This is a genomic window from Pseudonocardia sp. CA-107938, from assembly GCF_050936315.1.
Classification (GTDB): domain Bacteria; phylum Actinomycetota; class Actinomycetes; order Mycobacteriales; family Pseudonocardiaceae; genus Pseudonocardia.
On sequence record NZ_JBNJNA010000001.1, the window covers coordinates 2,778,535 to 2,796,620 of the forward strand.

21 protein-coding genes are annotated in these 18,086 nt (G+C 72.1%); 8 read left to right on the forward strand and 13 right to left on the reverse strand.

Annotated elements, in window-relative coordinates; all coding sequences use genetic code 11:
- The first annotated feature begins 57 nt into the window (after nucleotides 1-57).
- Nucleotides 58-1,242, forward strand: a complete 1,185-nt coding sequence (locus ACQEVB_RS14005) for a molybdopterin-dependent oxidoreductase (protein WP_432970177.1) — start codon at nucleotides 58-60, stop codon at nucleotides 1,240-1,242.
- Nucleotides 1,242-1,664 (forward strand): hypothetical protein, encoded by a 423-nt coding sequence (locus ACQEVB_RS14010; RefSeq protein ID WP_432970180.1) that lies wholly within the window; start codon nucleotides 1,242-1,244, stop codon nucleotides 1,662-1,664. The genes ACQEVB_RS14005 and ACQEVB_RS14010 overlap by 1 nt, the downstream gene beginning before the upstream one ends.
- Here ACQEVB_RS14010 and ACQEVB_RS14015 read toward each other — a convergent pair.
- On the reverse strand, nucleotides 1,636-2,937 hold the full coding sequence (locus ACQEVB_RS14015; protein ID WP_432970183.1) for a hypothetical protein: 1,302 nt from the start codon (nucleotides 2,935-2,937) through the stop codon (nucleotides 1,636-1,638). The two genes, ACQEVB_RS14010 and ACQEVB_RS14015, sit on opposite strands and share 29 nt — an antisense overlap.
- 212 nt (nucleotides 2,938-3,149) lie before the next feature.
- Here ACQEVB_RS14015 and ACQEVB_RS14020 point away from each other — a divergent pair, with 212 nt between their 5' ends.
- Entirely contained in the window at nucleotides 3,150-3,332 is a 183-nt protein-coding gene (locus ACQEVB_RS14020) for a DUF1737 domain-containing protein (protein WP_432970186.1), read from the forward strand.
- A 36-nt stretch (nucleotides 3,333-3,368) separates the two neighbouring features.
- Here ACQEVB_RS14020 and ACQEVB_RS14025 read toward each other — a convergent pair whose 3' ends face one another.
- On the reverse strand, nucleotides 3,369-3,785 hold the full coding sequence (locus tag ACQEVB_RS14025) for a tautomerase family protein (protein ID WP_432980349.1): 417 nt from the start codon (nucleotides 3,783-3,785) through the stop codon (nucleotides 3,369-3,371).
- 154 nt (nucleotides 3,786-3,939) lie between these two features.
- Between ACQEVB_RS14025 and ACQEVB_RS14030 the strand changes: the two genes are divergently transcribed.
- A complete protein-coding gene (locus ACQEVB_RS14030) occupies nucleotides 3,940-4,908 on the forward strand; it encodes a LysR family transcriptional regulator (protein WP_432970189.1) in 969 nt (322 codons plus the stop codon).
- A 38-nt stretch (nucleotides 4,909-4,946) separates the two neighbouring features.
- Here ACQEVB_RS14030 and ACQEVB_RS14035 read toward each other — a convergent pair whose 3' ends face one another.
- Nucleotides 4,947-5,405 (reverse strand): winged helix-turn-helix transcriptional regulator, encoded by a 459-nt coding sequence (locus tag ACQEVB_RS14035; protein WP_432970192.1) that lies wholly within the window; start codon nucleotides 5,403-5,405, stop codon nucleotides 4,947-4,949.
- 132 nt (nucleotides 5,406-5,537) lie between these two features.
- On the opposite strand from ACQEVB_RS14035, the gene ACQEVB_RS14040 reads away from it, so the two are divergent.
- Nucleotides 5,538-6,410 (forward strand): aldo/keto reductase family oxidoreductase, encoded by an 873-nt coding sequence (locus ACQEVB_RS14040; protein ID WP_432980352.1) that lies wholly within the window; start codon nucleotides 5,538-5,540, stop codon nucleotides 6,408-6,410.
- A 218-nt stretch (nucleotides 6,411-6,628) separates the two neighbouring features.
- Here ACQEVB_RS14040 and ACQEVB_RS14045 read toward each other — a convergent pair whose 3' ends face one another.
- The 5 genes from ACQEVB_RS14045 to ACQEVB_RS14065 form a co-directional block, all read right to left on the reverse strand.
- Nucleotides 6,629-6,988, reverse strand: coding sequence for an alpha/beta fold hydrolase (locus ACQEVB_RS14045; protein WP_432970195.1), 360 nt, complete (start codon nucleotides 6,986-6,988; stop codon nucleotides 6,629-6,631).
- A gap of 122 nt (nucleotides 6,989-7,110) precedes the next feature.
- Nucleotides 7,111-8,004, reverse strand: coding sequence for an RNA polymerase sigma-70 factor (locus ACQEVB_RS14050; RefSeq protein WP_432970198.1), 894 nt, complete (start codon nucleotides 8,002-8,004; stop codon nucleotides 7,111-7,113).
- A gap of 9 nt (nucleotides 8,005-8,013) precedes the next feature.
- On the reverse strand, nucleotides 8,014-9,201 hold the full coding sequence (locus tag ACQEVB_RS14055) for an NAD(P)/FAD-dependent oxidoreductase (protein ID WP_432970201.1): 1,188 nt from the start codon (nucleotides 9,199-9,201) through the stop codon (nucleotides 8,014-8,016).
- 72 nt (nucleotides 9,202-9,273) lie between these two features.
- Nucleotides 9,274-9,828, reverse strand: coding sequence for an SRPBCC family protein (locus tag ACQEVB_RS14060; RefSeq protein ID WP_432970204.1), 555 nt, complete (start codon nucleotides 9,826-9,828; stop codon nucleotides 9,274-9,276).
- A gap of 450 nt (nucleotides 9,829-10,278) precedes the next feature.
- A complete protein-coding gene (locus ACQEVB_RS14065; protein ID WP_432970207.1) occupies nucleotides 10,279-10,449 on the reverse strand; it encodes a hypothetical protein in 171 nt (56 codons plus the stop codon).
- Between the two features lie 124 nt (nucleotides 10,450-10,573).
- Here ACQEVB_RS14065 and ACQEVB_RS14070 point away from each other — a divergent pair, with 124 nt between their 5' ends.
- A complete protein-coding gene (locus ACQEVB_RS14070; RefSeq protein ID WP_432970210.1) occupies nucleotides 10,574-11,023 on the forward strand; it encodes an SRPBCC family protein in 450 nt (149 codons plus the stop codon).
- Between the two features lie 30 nt (nucleotides 11,024-11,053).
- Here ACQEVB_RS14070 and ACQEVB_RS14075 read toward each other — a convergent pair whose 3' ends face one another.
- Both ACQEVB_RS14075 and ACQEVB_RS14080 read right to left on the reverse strand, forming a co-directional pair.
- Nucleotides 11,054-11,698: a TetR family transcriptional regulator gene (locus tag ACQEVB_RS14075; RefSeq protein ID WP_432970213.1), complete on the reverse strand. Its 645-nt coding sequence runs from the start codon at nucleotides 11,696-11,698 to the stop codon at nucleotides 11,054-11,056.
- 150 nt (nucleotides 11,699-11,848) lie between these two features.
- Nucleotides 11,849-12,481 carry a TetR/AcrR family transcriptional regulator gene (locus ACQEVB_RS14080; protein ID WP_432970216.1) on the reverse strand — a complete coding sequence of 211 codons (633 nt, stop codon included), beginning with the start codon at nucleotides 12,479-12,481 and terminating at the stop codon, nucleotides 11,849-11,851.
- A gap of 52 nt (nucleotides 12,482-12,533) precedes the next feature.
- Between ACQEVB_RS14080 and ACQEVB_RS14085 the strand changes: the two genes are divergently transcribed.
- Nucleotides 12,534-14,066 (forward strand): FAD-dependent monooxygenase, encoded by a 1,533-nt coding sequence (locus ACQEVB_RS14085; RefSeq protein ID WP_432970219.1) that lies wholly within the window; start codon nucleotides 12,534-12,536, stop codon nucleotides 14,064-14,066.
- A 127-nt stretch (nucleotides 14,067-14,193) separates the two neighbouring features.
- Here the strand turns inward: ACQEVB_RS14085 and ACQEVB_RS14090 are convergent, their stop codons facing one another.
- Nucleotides 14,194-15,381, reverse strand: coding sequence for an aminotransferase class I/II-fold pyridoxal phosphate-dependent enzyme (locus ACQEVB_RS14090; protein WP_432970222.1), 1,188 nt, complete (start codon nucleotides 15,379-15,381; stop codon nucleotides 14,194-14,196).
- The gene (locus ACQEVB_RS14095) at nucleotides 15,378-16,589 is read right to left on the reverse strand and encodes a M20 family metallopeptidase (protein WP_432970225.1); all 1,212 of its coding nucleotides are present in this window, start codon (nucleotides 16,587-16,589) and stop codon (nucleotides 15,378-15,380) included. The genes ACQEVB_RS14090 and ACQEVB_RS14095 overlap by 4 nt, the downstream gene beginning before the upstream one ends.
- A gap of 177 nt (nucleotides 16,590-16,766) precedes the next feature.
- Here ACQEVB_RS14095 and ACQEVB_RS14100 point away from each other — a divergent pair, with 177 nt between their 5' ends.
- The gene (locus ACQEVB_RS14100; protein ID WP_432970228.1) at nucleotides 16,767-17,342 is read left to right on the forward strand and encodes a helix-turn-helix domain-containing protein; all 576 of its coding nucleotides are present in this window, start codon (nucleotides 16,767-16,769) and stop codon (nucleotides 17,340-17,342) included.
- Nucleotides 17,343-17,374: 32 nt separating this feature from the next.
- Here ACQEVB_RS14100 and ACQEVB_RS14105 read toward each other — a convergent pair whose 3' ends face one another.
- Nucleotides 17,375-18,004 carry a TIGR03086 family metal-binding protein gene (locus ACQEVB_RS14105; RefSeq protein ID WP_432970231.1) on the reverse strand — a complete coding sequence of 210 codons (630 nt, stop codon included), beginning with the start codon at nucleotides 18,002-18,004 and terminating at the stop codon, nucleotides 17,375-17,377.
- Between the last annotated feature and the right edge of the window lie 82 nt (nucleotides 18,005-18,086).

An 18,086-nucleotide genomic window follows, 5' to 3' on the forward strand; every position in this document is an offset into this window, starting at 1 on the left:
GCGTCGCCGGTCGTGTCCCGGTTCCTCCCCCGATTACGCCCACGATTCCGCAGCCCGTTGCGCGGGCCGTGGCTGACCTCGGTGTTCGCGGCCGTCCTGCTGGCCGGGCTGCCGATCGTGATCGTCACCGGCCTCCTGGACCACCTCGCCTACGGGCCCGGCCAGTCCATCCCCGGCGAGGTCGGGCTGCTGTCGCTGCCCGGGATCGAGTGGCCGACGCGGCCGACGTGGCTGTTCCGGCTTTCGCAGGGCCTGCACGTGTTCCTCGGGATCGTGCTGGTGCCGGTGGTGCTGGCGAAGCTGTGGTCGGTCCTGCCGAAGCTGTTCGCCTGGCCGCCGGCGGCGTCCGTGCGGCACGCGCTCGAGCGCGGCACGCTCCTGCTGCTGGTCGGCAGCGTCCTGTTCGAGATCGCCACCGGGCTGCTGAACATCCAGTACGACTACGCGTTCGGCTTCGACTTCTACCTCGGCCACTACGTCGGCGCGTGGGTGTTCGTCGGGGCGTTCGTCGCGCACGTCGCGCTGAAGCTGCCGATCATGGTGCGCAGCCTGCGGTCGCGCTCGCTGCGCGCCGAGCTGGCCACCTCGATCGCGGACACGCGTCCCGAGAAGCCCGACGAGACCGGCCTGGTCGCGCCCGACCCTGACCCGCCGACCATGAGCCGGCGCGGCGCGTTCGCGCTCGTCGGCGGCGGGATCGGCCTGCTGGGGCTGATCGCCGCGGGGCAGGTGCTCGACGGGCCCGGCCGCGCGCTGGCGTTCCTGCTGCCCCGCGGCCGTGTCGCCGGCGAGGGCCCGAACGCGTTCCCGGTCAACCGCACGGCGGCGACGGCCGGCATCGCCGTCGACGGCTCCTGGCACCTGGTCCTGAACGGGGGCCGCGCGTTCACCCGCGCGGAGCTGGCCGCGCTGCCCCAGCACACCGCCGACCTCCCGATCGCGTGCGTGGAGGGCTGGTCCACCCAGCAGACGTGGACCGGGGTGCGCCTGCGCGACCTCGCCGCGCTGGCCGGCGTGCCCGATCCGGCGTCGGCGTTCGTCGACTCGGCCGATCCCGGCCCGTTCGGGCGGGCCACGCTCTACGGCGCGCAGGTCACCGATCCCGACGCGCTGCTCGCGCTGCAGGTCAACGGCGTCGACCTGAGCCTCGACCACGGGTTCCCCGCGCGGGTCGTGGTGCCGGCGCTGCCGGGGGTGCACTGCACGAAGTGGGTGCGTTCGATCGAGTTCCGGGAGTCGTGATGGCCGGCCGCTGGCAGTACCTGCCGCTCGTGTTCTGCGTCGCGCTCGGGCTCTACGCGGTGTCGTTCTGGCTCGACAGCCCGGCGCTGCTGCGGCTGCTCGTGTGGTTCGTCGGGGCCGCGGTCGTCCACGACCTCGTGCTGTTCCCGCTGTACACGGCCGCCGACCGGGCGCTGGCCCGGCTGCCCGTCCCCGCGCGCAACCACGTCCGGGTGCCGGCGCTGGCCGCGGGACTGACCCTGCTGGTGTTCCTGCCGGGGATCGTGCGGCAGGGCACCGCGTCGAACGTCGCCGCCACCGGCCTGGACCAGGAGCCGTTCCTGGGGCGCTGGGTGGTGTTCACGCTCGCCGTGTTCGCGGTGTCCGGCGCGGTCTACGCCGCCCGGCTGCTGCTCACCAGACGGTCAGCAGCAGGTGGTTGACCGCCAGGGCCAGCACGACCTGCCCGGCCAGCCACCAGCGGGCCCGGGGCAGCAGCGCGCACGGCACCACCAGCCACACCACGAACGGCAGCCAGATCCGCTCCACCTCGGCCTTGCTCATGCCCGACAGGTCGGCCAGCGCGATGCAGGCGAGCGCCGCCCCGGTGAGCAGCAGCGCCGGGCGCGGCAGCAGAGGTAGCCGGCGCAGCGCGACCACGACGGCCGGGCCCGCCGCGATCGCGACGGCCGCCAGGTTCGCCCACACGAAGTAGGAGTACGGGCGCGTGGCAGCGATGCTCGCCGCGTAGATCACCCGCACGTGCGCGAACCCGGTGAACCACCAGAACCCCGCCGCGGTGAACGCCGCCACGACAGCGGCAGCGCCGAGGCTCGCGAGAAGCAGCGCCCGCACGTTCCGCGTCGCGAGCAGCACCGCGAGCGGGAACAGGACCGCCAGCGCCAAGCCGTAGGACAGGTACAGGCACCACCCGAGCAGCACCCCACCGGCCAACGCCGCCGGCAGGCGGCGGCTCGCCCCGACCGCCAGCAGCGCCACCCCCCACGCCAGCACCCCGGCGAACAGCCCGTCCGCCGAGACACCCATCCACACCGCGCCGGGCAGCAGCACCCCGAACGGCAGGGCCCGCCGTGCGAGGTCCTCGTGGCCGAGCGCGCGCAGCGCCACAGCGACCGCGACGCACGCCGAGCCGGCCACCACCATCACGACGACGCCGGACGCGCCCCCGTCGCCGAGGCCGATCCGGTCGAGCCACACGAACAGCAGCAGTGCGCCCGGCGGGTGGGCGCCGACGTGCGTGGACCAGAAGACCGGCTGGTCGGTGAGGATGTGGTCGGCGAAGGTGCCCAGCGCGGCCGTGATGTCGGGCACCCGCGGCACGTCGTTCAGGTACTCCTGGTCGCTGGTCAGGCGCTCGACCACGCCGCGCTGCCACCCGTCGACGAGCGCGAGCGACACCGTCCACGCGGTCGCCGCCGCCCACGCCGTCCCCAGCAACGGGCGCCAGGCCAACCGCTGCGCGAGGTCCGGGCCGGTCGTCACCGTCGCCAGCCCGATCGCGACCGCGGCCGGCGTGCCCGGACCGACGTGCGGCAACCACTCCGCCAGCAGCGGTGGGAACGCCAGGAAGATGTCCACGCCCGCGGCCAGCAGCGCGCGGCCCTGCGCCGCAGCCGCGCCGACGAGTGCGACGAGACCGAGCACGACCAGCGCGTCCGGCCCGATCGTGCGCACCTTCAGACCGGGTCTCGCCACCCGGTGGACGCTAGCGACCGCCGCAGGCCTCGACCCTTACGAGTCGGTGACGCCGATCATGCGGCCGGAGCTGCCATCGCACGATTCGACCGTCAGCTGAGCGCGCTGAACGTGGTCGAACTCGGCACGGCGCAGCCGTCGCGGGAGGACCGGCGCGGCGACGATTGACGGAGGTGGCGGAGGCGTCGGCGGACACGTGGCACACTGCCGTGGTGGGTGCGCCGCCTGACGGGCTGCCGATCTATCGCGTGCTGACCGGGCCCGACGACGAGAAGTTCTGCCGCCGCGTGAGCGAAGCGCTCGCTCTCGGCTACCGGTTGCACGAAGGGCCCGCCGCCACCTTCGACGGCGAGCACGTGATCCTCGCCCAGGCGTTGCTCTGGCCCGGGCAGTAGCAGCCGTCGGGTGGCAGAGAAGGGCGGTCGGCCCGTTCAGTCGACCTGCCCGGCCGCCATGGCCTCCCGGCTCATGCGGACGTCGAAGCCGGTGTCGGGATCGATGGTCCGACCGTGTACCCACCAGTTCTCCGCGGCCGTCTCCAGGACCGTCATCAGGACGTCCTCGCGGCGCATCCCCAGGTCGGCCACGAGGCGGTCAGCGACCGCGTCGAACAACGCCGCCTTCTGCGCCGGGGGCCGCCGGTTGAACGTCATGCGGATGATCACCGTGTCCGCACTGCGCTCGAGACCGAAGAACGTGGGTGGGTGCAGCATGTCGCCGGGCGCCAAGTCGTGGACGACGTGGAAGAAGTCGTCCTCCGGGATCTGGAACACCTCCCGCATCGACTCGTGCACCGCCTCGGAGACGGCTTTGCGGTACTCCGGCGTCTTGCCCTTGCGGAGGTAGATCTCGACGAAGGTAGATCTCGACGAACGGCATGAGGGGCTCCTGGTGCATCGGGGTGGGCGCGCTCATCGGTGCGCGCCCGGCGCCGTTCACGCTAGGTTCGGCCAACCCCATGCGGCTAGCGAAAGTCCGGCATACGGGGTATGCAACAACGTCATGGAGCCGTCGATCACCGGTCTGCGGGTGCTGCGCGAGGTCGCCGAGCGCGGCAGCTTCACGGCCGCCGCCGCGGAGCTGGGCTACACCCAGTCCGCGGTCTCGCGGCAGGTCGCTGCGCTGGAGCGCGCCGCCGGACTGAAGCTCTTCGAACGACGGACCGGAGGTGTCGCCCTGACCGCGGCCGGGCAGACACTGCTTCGGCACGCGGTGGTGGCGCTGGACGCCGTCGCTGCGGCCGAGCGGGAGCTGAGCGGGCTACCACCCGATCGCGGCGTCCTGCGCCTGGGCACGTTCCCCAGCGCCAGCGCACTGATCCTGCCCAGGGCCCTCGCTGCACTCCGCCGCACACACCCCGGTATCCGGGTCACGACCCGCGAGGCGTCCACGCCCGCACTCGTGCGCGCGCTGCGGGCGCGCGCGATCGATCTGGCGATCCTCTCGTCGCGGCCACCGCATCATCCGCTGGACGACCAGATCCCGCCTCTGGAGCGCGTGACTCTGATCGACACGGTGCTCCTGCTCGCCGTGCCGGCCGCGACCGCATTGGGGGCCGGCGGGGTCGTGGACATCCAGTCCCTGGTCGACCAGGACTGGATCGCGAGCCCGTCGAGCGCCGGTGAGCCCGGGATGGGAGTGTGGCCGGGCTTGCCGGGGCGGCCGCGCATCGCTCACACCGTCCGCGACTGGCTGACCAAGCTCCAGCTGGTGGCGGCCGGGTGCGGCGTCACCACCGTGCCCGTGGGCATGGCCGGGGCGGTTCCGGCGGGCGTGCGGCTGGTCGAGGTGGAGGGTCCCGTCGAACACCGACGGGTCGTCCTGGCCAGTCTCCCCGGACCGCACCCGCCCGCCGTCGCGCAGATCGTCCGCATCCTGCGCCGGGAAGCGGCGCGCCAGGCTGAAGAGGCGGACCTCGCGGGTCCGGCCTCGTCTCGCCAGGGGGCGCTCAGAACCCCGCCACGGACTTGATGGTGGGGCGCTGACGTGGGGTGGTTGGAGGTGAGGCGTCAGGAGGTGCGAGCGTCGGACTTCTCGCGGTTCGCGATGACCTCGGCCATGTGTGTCTGCGCCCAGTTCCTGAGCCCGCGCGTCATGTGATGAAGCGAGCGGCCGAGGTCGGTCAGCTCGTAGGAGACGGTGACAGGGACCGTTGGCGTCACCGTGCGGGTGAGCAGGCCATCGTGCTCCAGCGACCGCAGCGTCTGGGTCAGCATCTTCTGGCTGACCCCGGCCAGGAGGCGAGAGATCTCGGAGTAACGCATCGCCTTCGGGGCGTCTGCGTGTGCTGCAGCGGGCTGGCCAGGCTTGTTGTCGCCGCCCAGCGCACACAGGATCAGGACGACCCACTTGTCCGAGATCCGGTCGAGCAGCTGCCGGCTGGGGCAGCCTTCCAGGAACGCGTTGTACTCCACCTTGGCCTGAGCCCTCTTCTGGGCCCTCTTCTGGGCCGCCTTCGTCGTCGTCACAGATCGCACCTCTCACCGATGGGCGGGTTGCGCACTCCAAGGTGCCTACTTCCCGGCAGGGAGTTTCTCTCCAATGCTGATGCAGGGGAGGCGCCAGTCGCCACCCCCACGTGCACGACGAAAGGCAACAGCATGAGCACGCCCTCCCTCTCCCTTCCCGGCGGCACCTGGACTCTGGGTGGCCTGACCGTCACCCGGTTCGGCTACGGCGCCATGCAACTGGCCGGCCCGTGGGTCATGGGCCCGCCCGCCGATCGCGAGGGTGCCCTGGCCGTTCTGCGTGAAGCGGTCGATCTCGGGATCACCCACATCGACACCAGCGACGCCTACGGGCCCCGGGTCACCAACGAGCTGATCCGCGAGGCGCTGCACCCCTATCCCGAGTCGCTGCACATCGTGACCAAGGTGGGCGCGACCCGCGACGAACAGGGTGGCTGGCCCACGGCACGGCGACCCGAAGATCTGCGCCGCCAGGTCCACGACAACCTCGAGTCCCTCCGGCTCGACGTACTGGACCTGGTCAACCTCCGACTCGGCAACGCCGAAGGTCCCCAGCCCGGCTCGCTCGCCGAGGCGTTCGAGACGCTCGTGGAACTCCAGCAGCAGGGCCTGATCCGCCACCTCGGGGTCAGCAACGCCACCGAGGAGCAGGTCGCCGAGGCACAGAGCATCGCGCCGATCGTGTGCGTGCAGAACATGTACAACCTCGCCCACCGCCACGACGACAAGCTCATCGACCGGCTCGCCACCGAAGGCGTGGCGTACGTGCCCTTCTTCCCCCTCGGCGGCTTCACCCCGCTCCAGTTCTCGGTGCTCTCGGCGGTCGCCGCCCGATCGAAGCAGACACAGACGTCCGTCGCGCTGGCCTGGCTGCTGCAGCGATCACCGAACATCCTGCTCATCCCCGGCACGTCATCGACAGCGCACCTGCGCGAGAACATCGCCGGCGCGGGACTCTCCCTCTCTCACGAGGACGTGACCGAGCTGGACGACATCGGCCGCTGAAATCCCTCGAGGAAGGGCCTGCTGCGGCACCGCCACCACGGGTCCGGCACTGCTTCGGCGGCGTGCTCGCACCGCCTCGACGAGATCGCGGCGCTGTGCCGCCATCCGACGACGGGACGGGGGCTCTCGGCCCGCCCGCCCAGTCGCCGGGACACTGCATGATCAGGTCCGCTCGTGCCCGTCCGGACCGGGGAGGTCCGACGTGCCAGCCCGCACGCTCAGCTGGTGTGGTCCGACAACGACGTCGGGATCAGCGGTCCCACGGGCTCGGTCTTCGTCGCGTCGACCAGCAGTGCGGCGAACTCGGCCGGCCTGCTCAGCCACGGGGAGTGGCCGGTGTCGATCTCGAGCGGGACGACTCCAAGCCGCTTCGCCTGCGAGCGCGCCAGTGCCGGGAAGCACGTCGTGTCGCGGGATCCCATGATGAAGCTGCGGGAGTGGCCGGTGTTCTCCCAGAACCTCGGCACGAACACCGGCTCGGCCATGGGCGCCGGTGGCTCCGGGACGAGCCTCGAGTACGCCCAGTCGACGAGCTCGTCGGAGCAGTCGTTGTAGAACGCCATGACCGCGCCGACCACGGGATGACCGGTCTGACGCTCCACCTGCAGAGCAACGACCTCGACGAGACGCTGGAGCAGATGCAGCGCTACGCCGAGGACGTCCTCCCGCACTTTCGGATGTGACGGGCCAGCGCGGAGGTTCAGCGCAGCGTCAGCGCGGTCGCGGAGTCGAGCCGGGAGAGCTTGTCCGGGTTGCGGACGTAGTAGAGGCCGGTGATGCGTGCGTGCTCGACGCGGGCGGCCAGGATGCCGTCCAGCTGGTCGTTCAGGTGCACGACGAGCGCGGGGTTGCCGTTGACCACCGTCGGTCCGATCGTGAGCCGGAGTCCGGCGCCCCCGGCTCGGCCCAGACCGCCGAGCATGAGGCGTGCCACGCGGTCGGCGCCGACGACCGGTCGCAGGACCGCCTGCCGGACGCCGCCACCGTCGGCGACCAGCACGACCTCGGGGGCGAGGACGTCGAGGAGGGCCTGCGGGTCACCGGTCTCGACGGCCTGCCGGAACGCGTCCAGCGCCGCGCGGGTCTCACGCGGGGAGGCCGCCTCGCGGGGACGGCGGGCCGCGACGTGCCGGCGGGCGCGGTGGGCGATCTGGCGGACGGCCGCGGGACTCTTGTCGACGACGGCAGCGATCTCGTCGTAGCTCACGTCGAAGACCTCCCGGAGCACGAAGACCGCCCGTTCGGTCGGTGCCAGGGTCTCGAGAACGAGCATCATCGCCATCGACAGGCTCTCGACGAGCTCGGCGTGCTCGGCCACGTCCGGCGCTGTCAGCAGCGGTTCGGGCAACCACGACCCGACGTACACCTCCTTGCGACCCTGCATGCTGCGGATGCGGTTCAGTGCCTGCCGCGTGGTGATCCGTAGCAGGAAGGCGCGCGGCTCGCGCACGTGGTCGAGACCGACCTCGCTCCACCGCAACCACGTCTCCTGGAGGACGTCTTCGGCGTCCGCGGCCGATCCGACCATCTCGTACGCGACGGTGAAGAGCAGGTTGCGGTGGGCGACGAACAGCTCGGTCGACAGGTCGGTCATCCGGCGTCCTCAGCCGGCCGCCGGGGTCTCGCGCCCGGCCAGCACCTGCCGTCGCCTGTGGTCCCGCGTCCAGCTCGGGTACCTGAGCAGACCCGGCCGTCGCGCTTCGAGGCCCAGCTGCTTCACCGTGCCCGTGCAGATGAGCTCCTTGAGCCACGCGGCGAGCTGGCCGGTGATGTGGAACCCCCGCGCGGTGTCGTCCAGGCGGGTGGACTGGAAGACGGCGTCGCGCCGGCCGAGGCTGATGCACTCGCTGACGAAGCCCAGCGCGACCGGCGCCGGTTGCTTCCCCTCGATGCGGCTGAGCACGGTGTCGGCGGCGTACGGGCCGAGCTGGACCGCGCCCTGGCAGCTCATCCGGTACGGCAGGTCCGACGGTGCCGCGGCATCGCCTGCGGCGACGATGCGTTCGTCGTCCACGCTGGTCAGCGTCTCATCGGTGAGGAGTCGGCCCAAGGAGTCCGTGGTCAGTCCGCTGCGCGCGGCCAGGTCCGGTACGCCGAAACCGGCTGCCCAGACGGTCACGGTGCTCGGCAGGTCCCGGCCGTCACGCAAGCGCACGCTGTCACGGGTCACTGCGGTCACCGCTGCACCGGCGCCGTCGAGGACGACGACCCCCAACCCGCTCAGGCGCCTGGCCACCGACTGCCGGCCGCGGGGATGCAGGTCCGGGCCGAGCTCGTCGCCGCACACGAGGGTCACGGTGCGGCCCAGCTCGGCGAGCTCGGCGGCGGCCTCGATGCCGAGCGGACCGCCTCCCACGACCGTCACCGGAGCTGCGGCCGGCTCGGCGGCGAGGGCGGCCCGGAGGCGCTCCGCCTCCTCGAGGGTCGCGAGCGGGAGGGCGTACTCGGCCGCGCCCGGCACGCCCCGGACGTCGCTGCCGCTCCCCACCGCGTAGACGAGGTGGTCGTAGGGGAGCGCACCGCCGGTCGTCAGCACGACCCGGCGTTCGGCGGCGTCGATCCAGGCCACGCTGTCGACGACCAGCCGGGCCCGCTCCGTCAAGACCGTCGCGTAGTCGACCACCGCGTCGTCGGACCCGCCGACGAGCTGATGCAGGCGGATCCGTGCGACGAAGTGCGGGCGCGGGTTGACCACCGTCACGCGCACGTCGTCACGGCGACTCAGCCGGTTCGCGGCCATCACTCCGGCGTACCCGCCGCCGATCACGATCACCTCGATGTTCTCGGTCACGGTGTCTCCTCGCATCAGGGCTTCGGCCACGAGACACGGCGCGAGCGGTGGTTGTGACAGGTCCGCGGCGCACTAACGCCCGTAGGCTGCCAGTGCCTCGTTCAGGTAGCGCATGTCCGTGATCCCCATGTTGTCGCGGCTGAAGTACAGCAGCGGCGTCAGGAAGAAGTACTGGAGCTTCGGTCGGAACTCCACGTCGATCAGGACGCCTGTGCCGCCGCCGCTCGGCTCCACCCGGGTCACCCACGTGGCCCGTTGAAACTCCTCCGGGTCGACCACGTCGATCGTGGCCCGCTTCCCCGGGACGAGCTCGGCCACCCGGTACGACGTGCGCGTGACGCGTCCGCCCTGCTCGGGACTGATCGTCTCGAAGGTCGACCCGACCCCGTAGGGCGGCGACGAGGTGATCTCGATCGAGGCGACGCTGCGATCCCACTTCGGCAGGTTGTGCGGGTCCGCGAAGAACGCCCACACGCGCTCAGGAGGAACCTCGACGAACGTCTCGGCGGACAGCCGCAGCCCGATCGCCGACCACACCATCGTCGCTCCGACGAGACCGGCGAGGACGGCGACGACCGTCCCGACCCACCATCCCACGCGCTTCCTCCCGCAGACCCGCTTCGGCATGACTCGCTCCTCCTGGCTTCCCCGCTGTTCCGGTGCTCCGCCAGAGGACACGCCACGACCGGCCGCTTGTGACACGAGCGGCTCCGCAGGCGCCACGTCCTTCGCTCGCTCTAAATTTTCTGTAGCAGAATTTTTTTAGTGACAGTACGGTGATGGTATGCCGCAGGAACCGGTCGTCCTCGAGTCGTTGCAAGGTTGGTGACCGTGCCCTCGCACGACCGGGTCGACCTCATCCGGCCCGACGGCCAGGTCGAGGTGTTCGCCGACCTGCCGCGGCACGGCGTCGGGATCGTGGGTGCCGGAGCCGGGGCCTACGTCCTGGTGGGCACGCCGCACGAAACCGACTGGCGGCTGATGCGCGTCGAGCACGGCACTGCCCGCACCGTGTGTCGCCTACCCGATCTCGCCTTCGGCAACGGCATGGCCGCCGCCGAGATGGAGACGGTCACGTCACAGCTGGTGGCGGATGACTTCGACGTCGACGCCGACGGACGGATCTTCCTGGCCACCCACTTCCACAACAGCGTGGTGCAGCTCAACCCCGACGGCGTCCGGGTCGCGATCGCCGGCCCCGCCCAGCACGTCGTCGGCAGCACCTCGGTCGCGGTCGATCCACACCACCGCGGCGCACTCGTCGTCGCCACCACCGGCGGCAAGCGCGGCGTGAACCGGCCCGACTCGTCCGCCTGTGGCTCGGGCGGGACCCGGACACGACCACCAGCGAAACCAAGGAGAGGCGAATCCGATGAGCGCCATCCACATCGAGTGCGACTACCCGTACCGCCCCGCTCTGGTCTGGCGGGCCGTCACCGACCCGGAACTCATTCCCCGCTGGACCGCGACCGGCGCCGGCGCGCGCCCGGAAGGTTTCCACCTCGAGATCGGCAACCGATTTCGGTTCGTCGCCAAACCGATGCCCGGCTGGAACGGCATCGTCAACTGCACCGTGCTGGACATCGAGCCCGAACACCGGCTGCGCTATTCCTGGCAGGACGACGCCGGCGGCGACATCACCGACGTGACCTACCTCCTCGAACCGCACGAAAGGGGCACCCGATTCGTCTACGACCACACCGGTTTCACCGGCGTCGGTGGGATGATCATGGCGCGGCTGCTCGGGCGGGTACGCCGCACCATGCTCACCACCGGACTGCCGCCGGTCCTGGCCGCGCTGGCCGCCGCGCCGAACCCGTGAGCACTACGACGACCGCGTCGGCAGGTCCGTTCAGGATGGGCTCGACGTCGCCGGTTCGGCATCCGGCAGGTTCGGCCACCAATCCCCGAGCCCGCGTTCCAGGAGTTGCGCGGCACGCTCGACGTCGGCGGTCACCGCGCGGACCAACCCGTCGACGTCATCCGCGCCGGCGAGATGTCTGCGCAGGCTGTTGAACTGCACGCGCCACAGGCCGACCAGGGCCGCGGCCGCGATGAGCAGCTCCGGATCGTCGGGAGGAACCCCGGCGCGCCGGGCGAGCGCATCCGCGGCCACGAGGACGAACCGCTCCAGCATGGCGCTGGTGTGGATGCGCAGGGCCGGGGTGCTCGCGATCATCTCACCGAAGCGGCGGTAGTCGGCGATCGCCGCTTCCACGTCCTCCCCGGAGAACCCGGCCGCCGTCGAGGCCAGCTCGTCGGCGAGGATGCCGACCGTCGCCTCCAGCGGCGTACGGTCCGGCGAGGCGAGATGCTCCGCGAGCGCCTCCGACGTGGTCTCCAACCGATCCAGCAGCAACGCTTCCTTCGTCGGGAAGTAGTTGAACACGGTCTTGTCGGAAACACCGCATTCCTCGGCGACATCGACAACGCGGACGGCGTCGAAACCGCGTTCGAGGAACATCCTGGCCGCCGTATCGGAGAGTCGGCGGCGCATCAGCCGCTTCTTCCGTTCGCGCAGACCCTCACCGATCTCAGACGAGGCCGCCACCGCACAAGGCTACTGCAGCCACGGAAAAGGCTGTGCTGCTGAACGCGGCGAGATCCACTCGGCAATGCCGCCAGGAAGCTGCTGTGGCCGGTGGGATCACCCCGCGGTGTCGTCGAGGCCCAGCAGCCGGGCCAGCAGCCCCACCTGCCCGGCGTAGTGCTCGACGAACTCCGGCGCGCGTGGATCGGTCTCGCACAGGCCGGCGATGACGTGCGGCAACGAGGTGGTCGCCAGCGCAGCGGCCATCAAGGCCACGGCGAGGCAGGCCGGATCGATCCGCGCATCCACCCGCCCGGCGGCCTGCCCCGCGCGGATCGCGTCGAGGAACGGGCGGAGGCGTTGGGCTCGGGGCCCCGAGTCCGGGTCGTCGCCGGTGTACTCCAGGCCGCCCCACGCGAAGAGCCGCACCCCGTCGGGATCGGTCAGCACCTCGCGGCTGAACCGCCGGACCTGCTCGTCCAGCGGCGTGCCGGCCGGGGCCAGCTCGTCCTGGCGGCGCGCCCAGCGCTCCGCCAGCGCGCGGTAGAGGCCTTCCTTGCCGTCGAAGTAGTACGAGATCAGTTGCTGGTTGACCCCGGCCCGGGCCGCGATGGCGGCGATCCGGGCACCGGCGAACCCGTGCGCGGCGAACTCGGCCGTCGCGGCGTCGAGGATCAGCCGGCGGGTGCGTTCGGGATCGCGCTTGCGCGCGTCGGGGGCGGGTGCGCGGCGCGGACGGGGCGAGGTCACGCGCCGGATCCTACGGTCGCATGGACAAGTCATGTGAATGCATGATTTTATCATGCGTATGTTTGAAACAGGGGTGCTCGTCGTCGGTGGCGGACCCACCGGGTTGTCCGCCGCGCTCTTCCTCGCTCACCAGCAGGTGCGGGTGACGCTCGTCGAACGTCGCCCGTCCACGACGCCGTTGCCGCAGGCCAGGGCGTTCAACCCACGCACGATGGAGATCTACCGCGCGCACGGGCTGGAGCCGGCGATCCGCGCGCACACCTCCGTGCTGGCCGACCGGCCGGAGATGATCGGCGCGGAGACCCTCGCCGGACCCACCCGCTTCCGCGTCGACGTCCTCTCCCAGGAACGACCGCCCGCCGGCGTGAGCCCCACCGACTGGGCGCTCGTCGACCAGGACGACCTGGAGGCCGAGGTGCGCACCGCTGCGGAGAAGGCGGGCGCGGACGTACGGTTCGGCGTCGAAGCCGGCGAGGTCACCGTGGACGGGGAGGGCGTGAGCGCGCGGCTGCGCGAGCTCGCCACCGGCGCCGAGACGCTCGTGCGGGCCCATTACGTCATCGCCGCCGACGGCAACCGCGCCGGGTTGCGGGCGCGGTTCGGCGTCGGTGCCGAGGAGCTCGCACCCGTCGCGCACGCCGCCCACTTCCTCGTCGAGGGCGACATCGCGGCCGTGGCCGGTGACCGGCGGTTCCTGCTCGCCTACCTCGACCGGCCCGTCACGGGCACCGTGCTCGTGCCCATGCGGCAGCCGGGGCGCTGGATGGTCGGCGTCCCGCACGAACCTGTCGGCGGCGACCCGAGCCCCGAGGAGTGCCTCGCGTTCGCCCGCGCCGCCGTCGGTGTGCCCGACCTCCCGCTCACGCTGGTGCCGGCCCTGCCCGGCGGGCGAGTGGTGTCGACGACGACGATCGGGGCTTGGCTCGCCCGGTCCTACCGCGCCGGCCGCCTGCTCTTCGCGGGCGACGCCGCGCACGTCATGCCACCGGCCGGCTCGTACGGCGCCAGCACGGGCATCGCCGACGCCCACAACCTGGCCTGGAAGCTCGCCGCCGTCCTGCGCGGCGACGCCGGTGACGCCCTGCTCGACACCTACGAGGCCGAGCGGCGCCCGGTCGCTGCGACCACGATCGACACGTCGCTGCAACTGCTGGGGAACCGGCACCACGCCGAGGGCGCCGATGCGACCCGCGTCGACGACATCTCCATGATCTTCGGATACCGCTACCGGTCCACCGCGGTGTGCACCGAACCCGGCACGCCAGCCGGGCCTGTGGCCGACCCGCGCATCCCGTCCGGGTGCCCCGGGCTGCGGGTCCCGCACCTGCCCCTGCCTGGCGGAGCGTCCACGACCGACCTGTGCACCGGCGGGTTCACGCTCCTGGCCTGCGCCGACGGCTGGGAGGGCGCCGGTGTCGAGGTGCAGCGCTTCGACCCGAAGTACCGCGACCTGCTCGGGGTGGGCGACACGGGAGCGAGCCTCGTGCGCCCCGACGGCTTCGTCGCCTGGCGGTGCACCGACCGGCCCGATCGCCCCGCCCGCGAGCTGCGCAGAGTGCTCGACGTCGTGCTGGCGCGCCCCTGACCACGGTGTACTGGCCGCTCCGTGAGCGCATCCTCGCCTGCTCGAGGCCGACGTCATCGCCCGAGCATGCGGCCCGAGCGCGTCCGCGAGGTTCGCTACTCGGGTGGAGCAGCGCTCGTCGACACGCTCACGCCCGTGCAGACGGAGGTGCGGAATCGGCGATGGCGGTGAGCGCGGTGTCGATGTCGGCGTCGTCGTGCGCTGCGGAGACCTGCAGCCGCAGCCGCGCCTCGCCCCGCGGAACGATCGGGTAGGTCAGTGCGGGGGCGAAGATCCCGGCGTCGATCAGGGTGGTGCTCACGGTGGCTGCGGCGGTCTCGTCGCCTACGACGATCGGGACGATCGGGTGCTCGCCCGGAAACGTCGGCAGCCCCAGCTCGGCGATGCCGGCGCGCAGGCGTCGCGTGCGGTCGCGCAGTACGGGTAGTGGGGAGTCCGGCCCGGCGAGCACGTCGAGGGCGGCGAGCGCACCGGCGACGACGGACGGTGGCGGGTTGTTGGAGAACGTGTACGGCCGGGAGAGGGCGCGTACGGCGTTGGTCAGGTGGTGGGGTCCGGCCACGAAGCCGCCGATCGCCCCGCCCAGCGCCTTGCCGAGGGTGCCGGTGACCACGTCGACGTCGCCGAGCACGCCCTGGGCCTCCGCGGTGCCGCGGCCCTGCGGCCCGACCACCCCGGTGCCGTGGGAGTCGTCGACGATCAGCAGGGCCTCGTGCTCGTCGGCGAGGTCCGTCAACAGGGGAAGTGCCGCCTGGTCGCCCTCCATGCTGAAGACCCCGTCAGTGATGATCACCCGGGTGCTGTCGGCGGGGGCGGCGGCCAGGCCGCGGCGCAGGACGGCGTGATCATCGTCGTGGTCGTAGAGGGTGAGGTCGACAGCAGCGCGCTGAGCGCGGATGCCGTCGATGATGCTGGCGTGGTTGAGCCGGTCGGAGAAGAGCGCGAGCGGTCTGCCGTCACGCCGGGCGAGGCCGGACACGACGCCGAGCACGCCGGCGTTGGCGGTCCAGCAGGACGGGTGCAGCACCGCGTCCTGCGCGCCCACCCACTGCGCGAGCCGTTGCTCGAGTTCGCGGTGCATGGCCGTGGTGCCGGACAGGACGCGCCCGGCGCCAGCGCCCAGGCCCCACTCGTCGAGTGCGGCGTGGGCCGCGCGCAGCACGTCCGGATGGCGGGCCAGACCCAGGTAGTCGCAGGAGGCCATGTTGACCAGTTCTCGCCCGCCGCGGGCGACGCGCCCCGGCCGGCCGGCGCCGACGACCTCCTCCCGGCGGGCGTGCGCGGCCAGGGCCTCGTCGAGCGCGGCCCGGATCACGACGTGAACGCGCGGGCGGCGAACAGCGCGTAGACGGCGGCGCAGCGACGCATGGCGGCCTCGTCGATGTACTCGCCCGGGCCGTGGGAGACGTCGAGGCGGCCGGGTCCGTAGCCGAACGCGGGCACGCCGAGCTGGCTGTACCACCGGGTCTCCAGGATGCCCGGGCACAGCTCGAAGGTCGGTGCGCTGCCCTCGACCTCGGCGGCGCTGGCCGCGAGTGCCTGCGCCAGCGGGTGCTGCTCCGGCGTGCCGCCCGACGGCTGCCGCTGCAGGACCTCGATCGACGTGCTGGCCCCGGCCGCCGCGGCCGCCGCGTCGATGACCTCGGTCAGCCGTGCGATCTCCTCGTCGACGTCCTCCTCGGGATTGAAGCGGCGGTCGATGGAGAACCAGGCGGAGCCGGGCACGGCGTTGAAGTTCGCGCCGCTGCCGCTGGCCCCGCCCACGACCATCATCGATCCCTTCGCGACCTCGTCCGCCATCGGGAACGCGGTGCGCTTGTGCAGGAGCTCGCGGGCCAGGTCGTTCAGCGGGGCGGCGATGGCGACCATGTGCGCGAAGGCGTTGTCGCCCAGGTGTGCCTGGCCGACGTGCGCCTCCCGCCCCTTGATCTCCACGCGCAGGGTGAGCGCGCCACGGCTGGCGTGCCAGATCGCGCCGGCCGTCGGTTCGGCGGTGACCATCGCCACTGCCGCCGGATCGATCAGACCTTCGCGGCGGAGGTACCCCGAGCTGGCGTCGCTGCCGGTCTCCTCGTCGCAGACGAGGTGGAACACGATCTTCCCGTCGTCGAGCAGCCCGAGGTCGCGGGCCGCCGCGGCGCCGTACAGCATGGAGACGAGGCCGCCCTTCATGTCCGCGGTGCCGCGGCCGTACATGCGGCCGTTCCGGCGTTCGGGGAGGAACTGGGCACGGCTCTGCGCCGGCACGACGTCGAAGTGGCCGTGGAAGTACAGCAGCTTCGAGCCGTTGCCGACGTGCCCGCGCACCACGCACGGCTCCTCGAGCTGCTCGTGCGGGGGCACCGGGATGATCTCGGGTTCGAGCCCGAGCTCCTCCATGACCGAGCGCAGGCGCGTTCCGCAGCGGCCGAGGCCGCGCCCGGGCGGGTTCTCGGTGTCCATGGCGACGAGCTCGGCCAGCAGCTCGGCCATCTCCTCCGCCCAAGGCTCGATCCACGCCTGGACCGTCGTCGCCAGATCCATCCGGTCTCCAACGTCTCGGGAACGGGTGGCAAGCCGTCCCATATGAGTGACTATTCGTCAATCATATGGAACGACCGATCTGGCCTGCAACCGTCTCCGCGGGCATGACCTCCTGGGATCGACCAAGCCTGTAGGATCCGGCACATCGATGCGACGGATCGGCAGGCCAAGGCAACGATGCAGGAGCAGGTGAGCTCGCCGGCGCAGCCGATGGCCGACCGGATGGCCGCGGCCCTGCGTCGCCACCGCGAGGTCCACAACCTGTCCCTGGGCGAGCTGAGCCGCGCCACCGGCCTCTCGAAGACCAGCCTCGCGCGGCTGGAGGCCGGCGAGGGCAACCCGTCACTGGAGACGCTGTGGCGGTTGGGGCGCGCGCTCGGGATGAGCGTCGGGCAGATGCTGGAAGAGGAAGCGCCGGGGACGGCGACCGTGCTGCGGCGCGGGGACGGACCGGTCGTCGAATCGACCTTCGGGATGCGCGGCCGGCTGCTGCAGACCGACCACAGCCGGCACCGCACGGAGCTGTTCGAGCTGGACCTGCCCCCGGATGCACAGTTCCGCGGAAGCGCCCACGAGGCGGGTACCCGCGAGGCGATCTACTGCATCGAGGGGCAGATCCGGTGTGGTCCGCCCGGGCAGCCGCTGGTGCTCGCTCCCGGCGACACCGCGTTCTTCGATGGCAGCATGGTGCACCTCTACGCCGCGGGTCCGCAGGGTGGGCGGGCACTGCTGGTGATGAGCTATCCGACCTGATCCGGGCCGCGCAAGAGCCGGCCGGTCTCGGCTTACGCGGTCCACTCCGGGTCTCGACCCAGGTAGCGCAGCAGGGCCGCGACGGCGTCGTCGCCGGGTTCGGGGGCCAGCGCGGGGGCGTAGGCGCCGTACTGCCGCAGCGGCTCGACGATCAGCAGCGCCACCTCGTGCAGCTGCGCGGCGTGGTCGGGGGTGAGCGGGGACGCGGCGCCGACCGCGACCGCGATGTCCCACGCGTGCACGGCAGCGTCGAGCGCGCAGGCGCCGGCACCGACGGCCGGCGGCAGCGCGTGCGGAGGCAGCGGCACGGGCGCGGTCTCCGCGGCCGGGTCGACCGTGGCCCAGGCGCGGGCGGCCGCGACCATCGAGGTCTCGGCGAGGTCGGCGGGGGAGCCGTCGATGTGGCCGGACGGGGCGAACGGGTTCTCGGTCGGCCCCGGCTCGCCCGTGATCGCGGACGCGAACCCGAGCTGGTCGCCGGCGGCGTGCTGCAGGACCTGCGTGACCGTCCACTCGGTGCACGGGGTGGGGCGCTGCCAGTCGCCGTCGCCGACAGCGGCGAGGGCGACGCGCAGGGCCTGGTGGGCGCGGTCGATGACGGGCCAGGAGGTGCGGGACTCGAGTCGGGGGTCGGTCAGCTGAGCCGGGTCGACTGCGGTCATGGTGGATCCTCTCGGGTCGGGGTTGCTGATCCAGCCTGGGTCTCCGACCCGTTCTCCGGGAGGTGCGGCTGTGGGTGGCCGC

Coding starts and splice junctions, on each gene's coding strand:
- ACQEVB_RS14010 (WP_432970180.1), top strand. CDS start 1,242: ATGGCCGGCCGCTGGCAGTACCTGCCGCTCGTGTTCTGCGTCGCGCTC.
- ACQEVB_RS14030 (WP_432970189.1), top strand. CDS start 3,940: ATGGAGCCGTCGATCACCGGTCTGCGGGTGCTGCGCGAGGTCGCCGAG.
- ACQEVB_RS14040 (WP_432980352.1), top strand. CDS start 5,538: ATGAGCACGCCCTCCCTCTCCCTTCCCGGCGGCACCTGGACTCTGGGT.
- ACQEVB_RS14050 (WP_432970198.1), bottom strand. CDS start 8,004: ATGACCGACCTGTCGACCGAGCTGTTCGTCGCCCACCGCAACCTGCTC.
- ACQEVB_RS14060 (WP_432970204.1), bottom strand. CDS start 9,828: ATGCCGAAGCGGGTCTGCGGGAGGAAGCGCGTGGGATGGTGGGTCGGG.
- ACQEVB_RS14070 (WP_432970210.1), top strand. CDS start 10,574: ATGAGCGCCATCCACATCGAGTGCGACTACCCGTACCGCCCCGCTCTG.
- ACQEVB_RS14075 (WP_432970213.1), bottom strand. CDS start 11,698: ATGCGCCGCCGACTCTCCGATACGGCGGCCAGGATGTTCCTCGAACGC.
- ACQEVB_RS14085 (WP_432970219.1), top strand. CDS start 12,534: ATGCGTATGTTTGAAACAGGGGTGCTCGTCGTCGGTGGCGGACCCACC.
- ACQEVB_RS14095 (WP_432970225.1), bottom strand. CDS start 16,589: ATGGATCTGGCGACGACGGTCCAGGCGTGGATCGAGCCTTGGGCGGAG.
- ACQEVB_RS14100 (WP_432970228.1), top strand. CDS start 16,767: ATGCAGGAGCAGGTGAGCTCGCCGGCGCAGCCGATGGCCGACCGGATG.
- ACQEVB_RS14105 (WP_432970231.1), bottom strand. CDS start 18,004: ATGACCGCAGTCGACCCGGCTCAGCTGACCGACCCCCGACTCGAGTCC.